We start from the raw sequence: 15105 nt of genomic DNA, 5'->3' as shown, positions 1-15105 counted from the left end.
GACAAAAATACACTTTAAGAACTATTCACAAAATCTTAAAATAGTCTTAAATACAATTTATATTAATTCTAAATAAAGTTTGCTTTTCATTTTTTCCACTAAAGCATTACTTTTGCATAAAAATCAATCAGTTATGAAGTTTCCTCACTTAAAAAAGCGAATAATTTTCTTTGCGCTCGCAACTATAACGATAGCGAAAATGGATGCCCAAAAGAAAAAAACAGAAATTAATCAGGATCCAATCGTGGATCAGCTATTAAATGAAAAAAGAAAAATAAATAATACCTTATCAATTACTGATCAATACAAAATACAAGTATTTAACGGCACGAGCGATCTTGCTAAAAAAACGTTAACAGAATTCAAATCATCTAACAAAAATTTAGATGCAACTATCATTTTCCAAACACCAAATTACAAAGTTTGGGTTGGAAATTTTAGAAACAGAATGGACGCAGAGAGAAATTTAATTGACATCAGAAAAAGATATAAAACAGCTTTTTTAATTAAGCCCGGAAAATAGTCCGTTACCTTTCTACCCTTTTTAAATCGCTATATATAGCCAGCTTTTACACATTGTATGAACTACAAAAAACCTAAGCCAAACACGCCTATTTTAGCTTTAAACCTACTTCTTCTTATTTTAGAACGAAATGGATTAAATTAAATTCCCGTCTCTATCATAAATTAGATTTCAACTAGAAACACGTTAATGCCACAAAAAAAGCCTCGATAAACGAGGCTTTTTTTTGTGAAAAACATATTACTATTTCAATTTTTTCTTAATAGCAACTTCATGGTAACATTCAATAACATCACGCTCTTCAATATCATTAAATCCTTTGATTTGAATACCGCAATCATATCCTTTAGCTACTTCTCTAACATCGTCTTTGAATCGTTTCAATGCTATAAGCTCGCCATCAAAAATTACAACGCCTTCTCTAACTACACGGATTTTTGCATTTTTAAGGATTTTACCGTCCATAACCATACTACCTGCAATAGAACCAACTTTTGAAATCTTGAAGATCTCTCTAATTTCAGCCGTTCCTAATACTTCTTCTTTCATTTCTGGAGCTAACATTCCTTCCATCGCATCTTTCAAGTCGTCAATTGCGGCATAAATGATAGAATAGTAACGGATATCTATTTCTTCCTTATCTGCTAACTGTCTTGCATTTCCAGCAGGACGTACGTTAAATCCAATAATAATAGCATCAGAAGCTGAAGCTAACATTACATCCGTTTCGGTAATCGCACCTACTCCTTTATGAATAATATTGATTTGAATTTCGTCAGTTGATAATTTAGAGAACGAATCAGATAAAGCTTCAACAGAACCATCAACGTCTCCTTTAAGAATAATATTCAATTCTTTAAATTGACCCAAAGCAATTCTTCGACCAATTTCATCTAAAGTAATATGACGTTGCGTTCTAACAGATTGTTCACGCATCAATTGAGAACGTTTAGCTGCAATTTGTTTTGCCTCTTTTTCGTCTTCAAAAACATTAAACTTATCACCTGCTGTTGCAGCACCATCTAAACCTAAAACCGAAACCGGTGTTGAAGGACCTGCTTCTTTAACCACATGTCCACGTTCATCATGCATCGCTTTAATTTTTCCGTGATGCTTACCTGCTAACATATAATCTCCTACCCTTAAAGTACCATGTTGTACTAAAATAGTAGACACATAACCTTTTCCTTTATCCAAGAAAGCTTCTACAACTGTTCCTTGAGCTGCTTTATTAGGATTCGATTTTAAATCTAAAATCTCAGCCTCTAACAACACTTTTTCTAACAATTCTTTTACACCCGTACCAACCTTTGCAGATATATCATGAGATTGAATTTTTCCTCCCCAGTCCTCTACCAATAAGTTCATACCAGCCAATCTTTCTTTAACTTTTTCAGGATTAGCATTTGGTTTATCAATTTTGTTTATCGCAAAAATAATTGGCACTCCAGCAGCTTGTGCGTGAGAAATAGCCTCTTTAGTTTGCGGCATAATATCATCATCTGCTGCAATCACAATAATTGCAATATCCGTAACTTGAGCACCACGTGCACGCATCGCGGTAAAAGCTTCGTGACCTGGTGTATCTAAAAATGCAATTTTTTGACCATTATCCAAAGTTACTCCGTAGGCACCAATATGTTGTGTAATTCCTCCTGACTCTCCAGCAATTACATTTTCCTTACGAATATAATCCAGTAAAGATGTTTTACCGTGATCGACGTGACCCATTACCGTAACAATAGGAGCACGTGTTACCAAATCTTCTTCTTTATCTTCAACTACTTGAATGGCTTCTTCAATGTCAACAGTGATAAATTCAACTTCATATCCAAATTCATCACAAACAATAGTCAAAGTCTCAGCATCCAAACGTTGATTCATCGTAACCATGATTCCAAGCGACATACAAGTACCAATAACTTTAGTAATCGGCACATCCATCATGATCGCAATTTCACCAACAGTAACAAACTCAGTTACCTTGATTGTCTTGCTACCTTCGTCTAATGCTCTTTGCTCGTCATCCGTTTTTTGACGGTGCGTTTCTCTTTTTTCTCTACGATATTTTGCTGCTTTAGATTTTCCACCTTTACCTTGTAGTTTCTCTAAAGTTTCACGAATTTGATTTTTTACTTCTTCCTCTGTAGGCTCCACTTTGGCTACTATAGCAGGACGATTTCCTTTCACAAATCCAGGTCTTGAATTTCTATTCGCATTAAATCCGCCACCACCCGTGTTTGGGGTAATTTTATTTGGATTTGGAGTCCCTGGAGTTGCAGGTGGTCTTGGAGCACCTGGTTTTGGAGCAATACGCTTACGCTTATTTTTATTGGCATTATTAGCTCCTACTGCACCAGGCGCACCAGGTTTGTTTGGAGTAATTTTAGGCTCTTCTTTTTTCTTTTTTGGCTTATTGAATTGTGACAAATCAATAATCTGTCCGGTAAGCGTTGTCCCTGAAAGTTTTTGATACTGAGTAGTAATCGTTTCCTCAACTGGCTCTTGTGATGTTGGTTCCGAAGGAGTCTCTTTCGGCTTATCACTTTTAGGCTTTTCTGCTTGTGGTTTCACTTCCTTTGACACTTCTTTCACCACTTCTTTTTCAACACTAACCTCAATTGGCTTAATAACAACAGGTGCTACTTTAGTTTCCTCAGGAGCTATAGATTTAGTTTCAGTGGGAGTTTCTTTTGCTGGTTCAACGGCTTTCACTACTGGAGTAGCCTTTTTCTCTTCAATTGCAGCTGGAGCAGGTACAGAAGTTGCTTTTTTAGGATTCAAATCAATTTTACCAACTTGAACTGGACCAGTTACTACTGCCCTAGCTTTGATAATTTCTTGTTGCTTTAATCGCTCTTCATCCGCTTTGCGTTTCGTTTCGATTTCTTTTTCTCTTTCGATCCGTAAGGCTTCTTTCTCTTTTCTTTTCTCTTCCCCTACTTCTTTTGATGCCTCTTTATTCCCTTTGTCACCAGCAAACTGACCGCACAAGACATTGTACACCTCTTCAGAAATTTTTGTGTTTGGGTTAGATTCAATACCAATCCCTTTATCCTTAAGATAATCCACAGCTCTTTCTAAAGAAATATTCAATTCCCTTAAAACTTTGTTTATTCTAATTATTCTCTCTTCAGACATAAAACCTTTTTATTATTATCTTTTTTTGTTGTGTTGTTAGAAGAACATAGCTTAACTATCGAATTCTTCTTTCAAAATTCTCATTACATCTAGAATTGTTTCCTCTTCTAGGTCTGTTCTTCTAACTAAATCCTCTACTTCTTGACTTAGTATACTTTTTGCTGTATCTAAACCAATTTTCGCGAATTCTTCTATAACCCATTCTTCAATTTCATCTGAAAACTCAGTCAATTCAACATCGTCTTCATCTGCTGTTGCACCAGCGATGTCACCTTCACGAATTACATCTAATTCATATCCGGTTAACAAACCAGCTAGTTTAATATTATGTCCACCACGACCGATAGCTTTAGAAACTTCTTCTAATTTCAAAAACACTTCTGCACGTTTTGTTTCTTCATTTATTTTAATGGAAGATACTTTCGCTGGGCTCAATGCTCTTGTAATAAACAACTGTATGTTATTCGTGTAATTAATAACATCAATATTCTCATTCCCCAACTCTCTTACAATACCATGAATTCTGGATCCTTTCATCCCAACACAGGCTCCTACTGGATCAATTCTATCATCATAGGTTTCTACAGCTACTTTAGCTTTCTCTCCCGGTATTCTCACTACGTTTTTAACCATAATTAAACCATCAAAAACCTCAGGAATTTCTTGTTCAAACAATTTTTCTAAAAACTTCTCAGAAGTTCTAGACATAATAATTTGAGGTTTATTCCCTTTTAGCTCAACACTTTCAATGATACCACGAACATTATCGCCTTTTCTAAAGAAATCAGAAGGGATTTGCTTTTCTTTTGGTAAAACAATTTCATTTCCTTCATCATCCACCAAAATTACAACTCTTGGACGAACGTGATGCACTTCGGCAGTATAAATATCCCCAATAATATCTTTAAATTGTTTGTATAAATTGGTATTATCGTGTTCGTGTATTTTTGAGATTAAGTTTTGACGTAATGCTAAAATAGCTCTACGACCTAAATCAATCAATTTTACTTCTTCAGAAACTTCTTCTCCAATTTCGAAATCCGCTTCAATCTTACGAGCTTCTGTTAAAGTAATTTCTTCGTTTTCAAAATCCAAATCCTCATCTGCAACAATGACTCTTCTTCTCCAAATTTCCATATCCCCTTTATCAGGATTAATGATAATATCGAAGTTTTCATCTGAACCATATTTCTTTTTCAATGCATTTCTAAATACATCTTCTAAAATTGCCATAAGCGTTACACGATCAATAAGTTTATCATCTTTAAACTCTGAAAATGAATCGATTAATGCTAAATTTTCCATGCGAATTCTTTAATTAAAATGTTACTGTAACAATTGCTTCTTTAATATCTGCGTAAGGCAACTGAAGTTCTTTTTGAACCGTTTCCTTTCCTTTTCCTATTTTTTTTGGCTCTCTAGCTTCCCAAGACAAAATTATAAAAACATCTGTAGCTTCAACTAATTCTGCTTCAATAATTTCTGATGCTGTTTTAACAATTAATGTTCTCCCAACATTTTTTTTATATTGACGAACCATTTTTAACGGAGAACCTACTCCAACTGAGGCTACTTCCAACGAAAAATCTTGTTCTTCTCGATCAAGGTTATTTTCAATCGCTCTGCTAATATCGATGCAATCCTGCAAAGCCACACCATTATCCCCATCAAGAGATACCATTATTTTAAATGCGTCTGATATACTCAAATCAATTAGAAAAACTGAGAGCTTCTCTAACAGCGCCTCCTCAATCAATGCATTTACTTTTTCTTTAAATGTCATATTTTTATAACTATTTTATAAAAAGAGGGGACAATTGTCCCCTCATTACTTAACTTTTAATAAATAACTTTGCAAATATAGTGTTTTTTTACAAATCATTTTATTGGATTGCAGTAAAAAAAAATCTTATCTTTACTTCTTAGAATAATAGAACACATTTTCTTACAACCAAAACCCCAAACCCATCATGAAAAGGATTTTAGTACCTACAGATTTCTCAATTTATGCGGAAAACGCTTTAAAAGTAGCTGCACAACTAGCCAAAACGCATAATGCTGAAATCTTATTACTTCACATGTTAGAGCTCCCTAATCAAATGAGCGACGCTATCTCAAGCGGCAAAAGCATTCCTGAAGTAATGTTTTTTATCCAAAAAGCAAAAGAAACATTTGCTGAAATTTTTGAGCGTCCTTATCTTGACGGCATCGAGGTAACCGAATTTATTCAATTCGAAAAAGCTTTTGATGGCGTACTTAATTTTACCAAAAAGAACAATGTTGACCTAATTGTTATGGGATCACATGGCGCTTCTGGAGCAGAAGAAATCTTTATAGGATCCAATACAGAAAAAGTGGTGCGTCTTTCCGAAATTCCTGTCATTGTTATTAAAAAAGAAGAAACCGCATTCAATCCAAAACAAATTGTATTTGCTTCAGATTTTACAGAAACCGCCAAAGCACCTTTTAAGAAAATAAAAGAATTAGCCAACAAATGGGAAGCAAAAATCAACTTAGTAACCATCTGCACACCGAACAGCTTTAAAACAACTGACACAACAACCGCAACCATGGAGTCTTTTGCAAAAGAATTCGAGTTAACCAATTTCGCTATTCACATTTACAACGAATCCAATATAGAAAAAGGTGTTTTGAATTTTGCCAATTCCATACAAGCCGATTTAATAAGCATTAGCACACACGGAAGAACCGGCCTTAGCCATTTCTTCAATGGAAGCATCACAGAAGACTTAGTCAACCACACTCAACTTCCAGTACTCACTATTAAGGCATAAAAAAACCAATAATAACTCCATAAAAAAAGGAACCCTCCTGTGATATACAAGAGGGTTCCTTTTTTTATTATTTGAAGCACAACTTTGATCTCAGCAAGATTGAATCCTCAGCAAGAAAAACTACAACATATCCATCGTCGGTTAAGTCGCAAACAAGTCTCAGTCAATACTTAAAAAAAACAACTATCAACTGTCATACGAAAGGATTTTTGAACAATAAAACTTGTCAAATTTTCAACAACAAATCCGTTGTATCTCCCGATCCTAAATTTAAAAAACGCTCATATTGCCTCAAAACATCCGCTATAATCTCATCTTTACTGAGATATTGAATATCGTATCCTCTTCTATTATCATCAAAATAAGTTACGGGAACAAAAACAGTTTCATGATCAATATCAGGTGCATTATCTTCCCTTCTTAATGCTGTAGATACTGTTAAAACTTGGGATTTTACTCCGTATTTAAAATTCTTTAATTTCTCGTACTCAATGACCAACTCAATGGCATGTATTGGAGATTTTTCTTCGGTTATAGTCGCTACAATATCGTTTTTTTGCAATTCGAGAACCATCTCTTCAAAAGCCTCTCGCACAGTTTGATTCAAAAAAGTTTTAATATCTTTTTTCTTTGAATAACTTAGAATTTTACGCAATCTTAGCTTCCAATGAACATCATTCCAATTATTACTGGCATGTGAATATTTTACCGATGAATACTGATCGTCAGCAAGCAAAGCTTTCCATAAACTAAAACACAACAAGAGCATTATTATTCCAAAAGGTAGCGCCATAACCAAAGTCATAGTCTGCAATGATGCAAGTCCTCCTGAACGCAACAGGCTAAGTGAAACAATTATCAGCAAAACACCCCAAAATACATTTTGCCATTTAGGCGCCACACCAACCCCACGAGAAGCAATACTATTCATTATATAAATTCCAGAATCAGCAGAGGTGATAAAAAAAACACAGATAATAACAATTGCCAAGACATTCAAAAAACCGCTTAAAGGGAAATAAGCAAAAAAATTAAACAAAAGAGTATTAGGATCCTTAGCAAATTCACTTATTGCACCATGAGCCACAAACTCATCTATCCAAACTGCACTGCTACCAAAAACAGTCATCCAAACAAAATTAAAAAGAGACGGTATAAGTAAAACAGCTATAATAAATTCACGAATGGATCGTCCTTTAGAAATTTTAGCAATAAAAAGACCAACATAAGGAGCCCAAGAAATCCACCAAGCCCAATACAAAATGGTCCAGTTAGAAAACCACGCTTGACTTTCTTTTTCATAAGCATATGTATTGAAAGTAAGCGAGGCAAAATGACTCACATAATGCCCTAGCCCTTCAGTAAAAGTGCTTAAAATATAGATCGTAGGCCCAAATATCAAAACAAATAACATTAATAAAGTAGCCAATATAATATTGATTTCGCTCATTATCTTCACGCCTTTTCCCAAACCTGAAAGCGCAGAAACAACCGCAACACCCATCACTAAAACCACAATTAACGCTTGATAACCAAAAGAAGTATCAGATATCACCCCTAAACAATGAAGCCCTGCACAAAGTTGCACCACTCCAAAACCAAGTGTTGTAGTAATCCCAAAAAAAGTACTACAAAGCCCAAATACATCTACAATGTTACCCAATCTGCCATTGATTTTGTCTTTTAGCACAGGATAAAAACCACTTCTAATCGCTAAAGGAAGACTGTATCGGTATGCAAAATAGGCCAAAGACAGCCCAACAACCCCGTAAATAGCCCAAGCATGAATACCCCAGTGAAAAAAAGTATACAATTGCGCCTCTTTAGCACGAAGATGAACATCCAAATCACCAATTGCTGGATTGGCATAATGCGCCATGGTTTCTGAAACCCCAAAATACATTAATCCAATTCCCATCCCAGCTGCAAAAAGCATCGATACCCAAGAAAAATAGGAATATTCAGGCTCACAATCGTCTGCACCGAGTTTTATTTTTCCAAATTTACTAATGGCCACAAATAAAAGAAACAACACAAAAACAGTTACCAACAAAACATAAAACCAACTTAGATTATCAAAAATAACTCCTTTAAAAACACCCAACATTGTTGCAGCTTGCTCTGAGAAAAAACCACAAAAAAGCGACAATAAAACAATCAAAAAAATACTTGGCAAAGCTACAGAGGCAGTGAAATTTGTCTTAATTTTCTCCAACAAATATAATAAGGTCATAGATTTATCCATAATTAAACAGTTTTATAGGCGTTTTTAAAATCAAACTAAACAATACTAAAGACAACTTCAACAATAGTATCTAATTAGGGTAGTTTATTGAAGACTTTTTTTAGAGAAAAGAAATATTATTCTTTACAACAAGAGGGATTATGATATTGTTCAACTAAAGCAAAACAAAATATTTAACAAGTTAAAACAAAAGTAAACGACTAAACAACAAGAAGTTGCAAAACAAGCTGATTCAAAAAAAAAAAAAAAAAAAAAACAATTTAACACAAAAAAACAAACCCCGTAAACATTATGTTTGCGGGGTTCTCAAAAAACTAGTTGGTCTACAAGGACTCGAACCTTGAAAGACTGCACCAAAAACAGTTGTGTTACCATTACACCATAGACCAGTTTTGTTGTTGTTTTGCGAGTGCAAATGTAACACTAATTTTAAGTTCTGCAAACTTTTTAAACGATTTTCTTCAAAAAAAATGATTTTTTTCTTCAAAAAAAAGACCGAATCACCCCTAATTACTAGTTTTCAAAAGGTTACATTTTACAAATACTTTTATAGAAAATACTGTTAATGCTTGTCGCTTTACACAAAAAAACATTTTCTTTGTATTTGAAATCAAAATCTTTAAAAATTCATGGATAAGACCTCATTTAACTTTAATAAATGGAATACAATCATAGGTTGGTTAACATTTGGAATTGCTTTAATTACCTACACACTTACCGTAGAGCCCACAATGAGTTTTTGGGATTGTGGAGAATACATTGCAACAGCCGCTAAACTAGAAGTTGGCCACCCTCCTGGAGCACCTTTGTATCAAATGATGGGTGCTTTTTTTGCCATGTTCGCTGCTGGTAATGAAAACATTGCTTATATGGTTAATATGATGTCGGTTTTTTCAAGCGCTTTTACCATTCTATTCATGTTTTGGTCTAGCTCCATGATTTTGCGAAAAATTATTGGTCGTGTAGCCGAAATCACTACTAATAATGATATAGTTATTCTTGGAAGTTCATTTGTTGGCGCCCTTGCCTATACTTTTTCTGATAGTTTTTGGTACAATGCTGTAGAAGCCGAAGTTTATGCCATGGCCTCATTATTAATTGCATTACTCTTTTGGCTTGGTCTACGTTGGGAACAAGAAATGGATACGCCAAAGGGCAACAAATGGCTGTTGATTATTTCCTTAGTAACCGGACTCTCTTTTGGAGTACACTTCATGGCTTTATTAACTATTCCAGCCATTGGTTTTTTATACTTCTTTAAACATTACGAAAAAGTGACTATAAAAAACTTCATCATTGCTAATGTTGTAGTAATATCAATACTCCTTTTTATTTTCAAATTATTGCTACCGCTTACCATGGCTTTCTTTGGAAAAACAGAAGTGTTTATGGTGAATTCTTTGGGACTTCCCTTTGATTCGGGAACCATTTTTGTGGCTTTATTATTTGGTCTCTTCTTTTATTTCGGATTGCAATACACTCACAAAAAAGGGCTGGTTTTTTACAACACCATAATTCTTTGCATTTTATTTATTTTAATTGGCTTTTCAACTTGGATGATGTTACCCATTAGAGCCAATGCCAATGTTGTTATTAACGAAAATAAGCCCTCGGATGCTAGAGAGGTTTTGGCTTATTACAACAGAGAACAATATGGTGCTAGTCCATTATTCTACGGAGCACAATATACCGAAGCTTTTGCAGGATTAGACCCAAACAATCCTTATTTGGACAAAGCGCCAAATTTTGAGAGAGATTACAAAACAGGTAAATACGTTATTGTTAACAACTATAAAAATGCAGAACAAAATAGTGACGATGCTCATAAAACTATTTTGCCTCGTATGAGAAGTACCGATCACATCGAGAATTACATCAATTTCACCAACCCACCAGCTTTTCGTTTAAATCCTAACTATCCTTACGAAGAAGACCTGATGCAATATGGCATTGACCCAAGCCAACTCAGTGAGGAAGATTTAAATAAAGCAACCGCTCAAGTTCGAAACGAAATTGAAAAAATTGTCTCAGAATTCAAAATGGCTTATGCTCAAAAACAAATTGACAATAGTGGTTACATTAAATTCTTAAAAAGCTACGGCGATTATTTAATCATTGAAAAACCAACTACATTTGACAATATTTCCTTCATGTTTGAGTACCAATTTGGCTATATGTATTGGAGATACTTGATGTGGAATTTTGTAGGCAGACAAAACGACATTCAAGGAAAATACGATAATCTCGACGGAAATTGGATTAGCGGTATTCCGTTTATGGATTCATTCCGTTTGGCATCACAAGAAAATTTGCCCGCCGATGTTTTAAACAACAAAGGTAGAAACACCTATTACTTTTTACCTTTTATCCTAGGCTTAATTGGACTAATGTTCCACGCCTCTAGAGACCGAAAAAGTTTTTACGTCTTGCTAGTATTGTTTTTATTTACTGGTTTAGCCCTTAAAATATACCTGAATGAACGACCATTTGAACCAAGAGAGCGTGATTACGCATTAGTAGGATCCTTTTATGTTTTTGCCATTTGGATTGGATTTGGTGTTTATGCCCTATACGAAAGCCTACAAAAATATTTGGCACCAAAAATAGCAGGCCCTGTTTTAATTGCCGGTAGTTTATTAGCGGCTCCAATATTGATGGCTTCTCAAAATTGGGATGATCATGATCGCTCTAACAAATACACCGCTGTTGCCATGGCCAAAGCGTATTTGAATTCTTGTGACAAAAATGCCATTCTATTTACCATTGGCGACAACGACACCTTTCCCCTTTGGTATGCTCAAGAAATAGAAAAAGTACGTACTGATATCCGAATAGTAAACACAAGTTTGTTCATGACCGATTGGTATATTGACCAAATGAAACGTAAAGCATACGAATCTGAGCCATTACCTATTTCCTTTAATCACGATGATTACGTGGGAGACAAATTGGATTACACCGCCCATATTCCAAAAACCGAAACTAGATGGGATGTAAAAGACATGATTACCTTCATCAAACACCCAAAATCTCTGGTTGAAATGCAAAATGGACAATCCATACATTTTTACCCTACCAACAAAATTCGATTGACAGTAAACAAGGAAAACATCATCAAAAACAAAGTCGTTTCTCCTAAGCAATACGACTCTATCGTTCCGTATATCGACATCGACATGAAAGCCCGTGCTTTATACAAAAATCGTCTGATGATGCTCGACTTAATTGCCAACAACAATTGGAAAAGACCAATTTACTTTAGCGGTGGCGCCTACGACGATGAAGATTTTCTTTGGATGAAAGATTATCTACAACTTGACGGAATGACTTACAAGCTAGTTCCTATTCGCACCAAAACCGAAAAAGACGGCAGCCCTCTAGACATGGGAGGTATTGATAGCGACAAAATGTATGGTAACGTCATGAAATGGGACTGGGGGAATAGCGAAAGTCTTTCCATTTACCACGATCCAGAAACCAGAAAAAACAGTATCACCTACCGCTCTTACTTGTCCAGATTGATGAACCAGTTAATTGCAGAAGGCAAGAATAACAAGGCTAAAAACATTATTGAATTAGCTTTAACTAAAATGCCTTTGGATCAATTTGGCTATTACTCCTTGGTAGAGCCATTTGCAAAAGGATACTATGACCTTAATGAAAAAACAAAAGCTCAAGATTTGTTATCAAAATTAATCTTGAAATACCAAGACAACCTAAAGTATTATGCCTCGTTGAGCCCATCAGATCAATCTAGCATAGCCATTGACATCATTACTGATATTGAGCGCTACAGAAGCTTATTGACTGTAATGCAAGAAAGTGGAGACCTCGCATTTTACAACAAAAACAAAGTAGCTTTCAATACGTATATCAACATATTTGAACGATTTGGAAGAGACAAAGAATAACATAAATACATAACAATTTTATCAATGTAGCATAATCCAATTATGCTACATTTTTTTTATTTTTAGTTGAAATAAAAACCAAAGCCCATGTCATTCTACTGGATCAAAACCAATAGTATTATCAAAAAATACTTTTCTAACTATATTTGGGATCTACCCAACAAAAAGAATACGATCTACCTTACATTTGATGACGGTCCAACATCCGAAGTAACAGAATGGGTAGTACAACTATTGAAAGAAGAAAAGATCAAAGCCACTTTTTTTTGTATTGGTAAAAACATAGTGACACAACCCGAAATTTTCAAAAAAATACTTTCAGAAGGACATCATATAGGAAATCACACGCACAATCATTTGAATGGGTGGAAAAATGATATTGAATCGTATTTAGAAAATTGTAGCCTTTGTGAAAGTACCATTGCAGCTACCTCTAATTTAAAACCTAAACTATTCAGGCCTCCCTACGGAAGAATAAAAAAAGAGCAAGCCAAAAAAATAAAAGAACTAGGATACAAAATCATTATGTGGGACGTTTTGAGTGCCGATTTTGACACTGCTATTTCTCCACAAAAATGCTTAGACAATGTTATTTCCAATACAAAATCAGGAAGTATTATTGTATTTCACGACAGTCAAAAAGCTGCCCTTAATTTAAAATTTGCCTTACCAAAAGCTATCAAACATCTTAAGCAAAAAGGATTTGTGTTTGAAACTATTCCAAGTTAGTTTCAAACACAAATCCTTTTCATTAACGCTATAAAAGTTGACTATAAAATCTAAATTTGCTCTTGAACTAATCCTATAATTGTGTTTGCATCAAGTTCCCCTGATTGCCTCCACATCATAACTCCATCTTTGTAAATCATCAAAGTGGGTAATCCTTTTATTCTTAGTACTTCAGCCAATTCTTGGTTTTTGTCAACATCAATCCGAATTACCTTGGCCTTATCACCAAGAGCTGCAGCCACGTCTTTAATTACTGGATGCATCGAAACTGAAGATTCGTTCCAATCTGTGTAAAAATCTATTAACACAGGAACTTGAGCATTTATAAGTTCTCCAAATTTTGACATAAACCAAAATGTTTAATTTATAATATTTTAAAAGAGATATTACACTGCAAATATAGCATTTTAAACTAATTACGCTCTATTTGCCCCTTTTTTTAGTTGAATAACAGTTATTTCAGGCATAATTCCAACTCTTCCCGGATAGGCATGAAAGCCAAAACCGCGGTTAACATAAACATATCGCCCTAGGTTTTCATATAAGCCAGCCCATTGTTTATAAACGTATTGCGCCAAACTCCATTTAAAATAGCCTGGAATTTCAATACCAAACTGCATACCATGTGTATGCCCTGATAAGGTAAGTTGATAATGTTTTTCATCATGCTGTACTACATGCTCCCAATGACTTGGATCGTGACTCATCAAAATTTTAAAATCTTCTTTGATTAAACCCGCAGCCGCTTTGTTCAAATCCCCAGCTTGCTTGAAATTATGGCCCCAATTTTCTACTCCCACCAAAGCTATTTTTTGGCCTTCTTTTTCAATAAACGTATGTTCATTTAGTAAAAGAGTAAAACCTATTTGTCCGTACAATTGTTTGATAGCTTCAAAATTAGCAGCTTTTTCTTCCTTGGTTTTCCAAGTAACATACTCACCATAATCGTGATTGCCAAGTACCGCATATTTCCCAAAAGGATGTTTTTCGATTTTGTTAAAAGTAGCAATCCAAGGATGCATCTCCTTGGCATGTGTATTCACGATATCACCAGTAAACAATATCAAATCCGTTTTTTGTTGATTGATCAAATCGATTGCGTAATCAATTTTATCTGGATTATCAAAACTACCACTATGCACATCCGAAATTTGTGTAATAGTAAATCCGTCAAAAACATCAGGTAAATCAGGAAAAAAAATAGCCTGTTTGATAACTTTATAGTTGTATCGTCCTTCAAAAATACCATAAATCAAAGAAAGGAAAGGAATAGCGGCTAATCCTAACCCCATTTGACTTACAAATTTTCTTCGAGAAGGCAAAAAAGCAGATTCTTTATTATAGTCAACAAAAAAGTTGATTGCCCCCATCAAAACCCGATACACGTCTTCCCCTAACAAAATAAGGGTAATTACAATTTTGGGCACATACACCAACAATAACAATCCCATTGTACGAAGACTCGCTTGAGTTTGCCCTACGGAACGATCAAATTGAGTCAATCCGTAAACAATATACAGCAGTAACACCAAGCTTAACAGGGCATAAATCCAAAGAAAGGTTTTGTTTTTTACTATTGTTTTGAAAGCTTGAAAAGCATAAGTTTCGAAAAGCGCTATAACCAATAAAAAAATCAGTAAACGAAAAATCATGTGTTTTTTAATTTACCACAAATTAACAAATAAAGGTAGCGCAATGCATCGCTATTTATTTTTTTTAACTTATGTTTTTGAAAAATGCCATACATATTACTTTTAGTCT

At 34.6% G+C, this 15105-nt stretch carries 10 protein-coding genes and 1 tRNA gene; 4 read left to right on the top strand and 7 right to left on the bottom strand.

Translation table 11 applies throughout. The features are described from left to right. The first annotated feature begins 199 nt into the window (after positions 1–199). Positions 200–523, top strand: coding sequence for an SPOR domain-containing protein (locus AO58_RS0103600; protein WP_244530673.1), 324 nt, complete (start codon positions 200–202; stop codon positions 521–523). Positions 524–766: 243 nt separating this feature from the next. On the opposite strand, the gene infB is transcribed toward AO58_RS0103600, so the two are convergent. The 3 genes from infB to rimP are packed head-to-tail and all read right to left on the bottom strand — an operon-like array spanning position 767 to position 5447. Continuing rightward, entirely contained in the window at positions 767–3664 is a 2898-nt protein-coding gene (gene infB, locus AO58_RS0103595) for a translation initiation factor IF-2 (RefSeq protein WP_024980387.1), read from the bottom strand. A 51-nt stretch (positions 3665–3715) separates the two neighbouring features. Beyond that, positions 3716–4969 (bottom strand): transcription termination factor NusA, encoded by a 1254-nt coding sequence (gene nusA, locus AO58_RS0103590; protein WP_024980386.1) that lies wholly within the window; start codon positions 4967–4969, stop codon positions 3716–3718. Between the two features lie 13 nt (positions 4970–4982). Next, positions 4983–5447, bottom strand: a complete 465-nt coding sequence (gene rimP / locus AO58_RS0103585; RefSeq protein WP_024980385.1) for a ribosome assembly cofactor RimP — start codon at positions 5445–5447, stop codon at positions 4983–4985. Positions 5448–5634: 187 nt separating this feature from the next. On the opposite strand from rimP, the gene AO58_RS0103580 reads away from it, so the two are divergent. Further along, a complete protein-coding gene (locus AO58_RS0103580; RefSeq protein WP_024980384.1) occupies positions 5635–6459 on the top strand; it encodes a universal stress protein in 825 nt (274 codons plus the stop codon). A gap of 226 nt (positions 6460–6685) precedes the next feature. Here the strand turns inward: AO58_RS0103580 and AO58_RS0103575 are convergent, their stop codons facing one another. Both AO58_RS0103575 and AO58_RS0103565 read right to left on the bottom strand, forming a co-directional pair. Next, positions 6686–8704, bottom strand: a complete 2019-nt coding sequence (locus tag AO58_RS0103575; protein WP_244530672.1) for a BCCT family transporter — start codon at positions 8702–8704, stop codon at positions 6686–6688. A gap of 318 nt (positions 8705–9022) precedes the next feature. Then, positions 9023–9093 (bottom strand) — tRNA-Gln (locus AO58_RS0103565). Between the two features lie 240 nt (positions 9094–9333). Between AO58_RS0103565 and AO58_RS0103560 the strand changes: the two genes are divergently transcribed. Both AO58_RS0103560 and AO58_RS0103555 read left to right on the top strand, forming a co-directional pair. Then, positions 9334–12615 (top strand): glycosyltransferase family 117 protein, encoded by a 3282-nt coding sequence (locus tag AO58_RS0103560; RefSeq protein WP_024980382.1) that lies wholly within the window; start codon positions 9334–9336, stop codon positions 12613–12615. 87 nt (positions 12616–12702) lie between these two features. Beyond that, the gene (locus AO58_RS0103555; RefSeq protein WP_024980381.1) at positions 12703–13344 is read left to right on the top strand and encodes a polysaccharide deacetylase family protein; all 642 of its coding nucleotides are present in this window, start codon (positions 12703–12705) and stop codon (positions 13342–13344) included. A gap of 50 nt (positions 13345–13394) precedes the next feature. Here AO58_RS0103555 and AO58_RS0103550 read toward each other — a convergent pair whose 3' ends face one another. Then, positions 13395–13691 carry a thioredoxin family protein gene (locus tag AO58_RS0103550; RefSeq protein ID WP_024980380.1) on the bottom strand — a complete coding sequence of 99 codons (297 nt, stop codon included), beginning with the start codon at positions 13689–13691 and terminating at the stop codon, positions 13395–13397. 69 nt (positions 13692–13760) lie between these two features. Further along, positions 13761–14996 (bottom strand): metallophosphoesterase, encoded by a 1236-nt coding sequence (locus tag AO58_RS0103545; protein WP_024980379.1) that lies wholly within the window; start codon positions 14994–14996, stop codon positions 13761–13763. Between the last annotated feature and the right edge of the window lie 109 nt (positions 14997–15105).

Source organism: Flavobacterium succinicans LMG 10402 (assembly GCF_000611675.1).
In the GTDB taxonomy this organism is placed as follows: domain Bacteria; phylum Bacteroidota; class Bacteroidia; order Flavobacteriales; family Flavobacteriaceae; genus Flavobacterium; species Flavobacterium succinicans.
Note: the sequence above shows the minus strand (reverse complement) of the source record. Positions and strands in the feature narration are given on the sequence as shown.

Bases quoted from the DNA above. Each gene is read 5' to 3' on its own strand.
- AO58_RS0103545 (WP_024980379.1), bottom strand. From the start codon at position 14,996: ATGATTTTTCGTTTACTGATTTTTTTATTGGTTATAGCGCTTTTCGAA.
- AO58_RS0103550 (WP_024980380.1), bottom strand. From the start codon at position 13,691: ATGTCAAAATTTGGAGAACTTATAAATGCTCAAGTTCCTGTGTTAATA.
- AO58_RS0103575 (WP_244530672.1), bottom strand. From the start codon at position 8,704: ATGGATAAATCTATGACCTTATTATATTTGTTGGAGAAAATTAAGACA.
- nusA (WP_024980386.1), bottom strand. From the start codon at position 4,969: ATGGAAAATTTAGCATTAATCGATTCATTTTCAGAGTTTAAAGATGAT.
- AO58_RS0103555 (WP_024980381.1), top strand. From the start codon at position 12,703: ATGTCATTCTACTGGATCAAAACCAATAGTATTATCAAAAAATACTTT.
- AO58_RS0103580 (WP_024980384.1), top strand. From the start codon at position 5,635: ATGAAAAGGATTTTAGTACCTACAGATTTCTCAATTTATGCGGAAAAC.
- infB (WP_024980387.1), bottom strand. From the start codon at position 3,664: ATGTCTGAAGAGAGAATAATTAGAATAAACAAAGTTTTAAGGGAATTG.
- rimP (WP_024980385.1), bottom strand. From the start codon at position 5,447: ATGACATTTAAAGAAAAAGTAAATGCATTGATTGAGGAGGCGCTGTTA.
- AO58_RS0103560 (WP_024980382.1), top strand. From the start codon at position 9,334: ATGGATAAGACCTCATTTAACTTTAATAAATGGAATACAATCATAGGT.
- AO58_RS0103600 (WP_244530673.1), top strand. From the start codon at position 200: ATGGATGCCCAAAAGAAAAAAACAGAAATTAATCAGGATCCAATCGTG.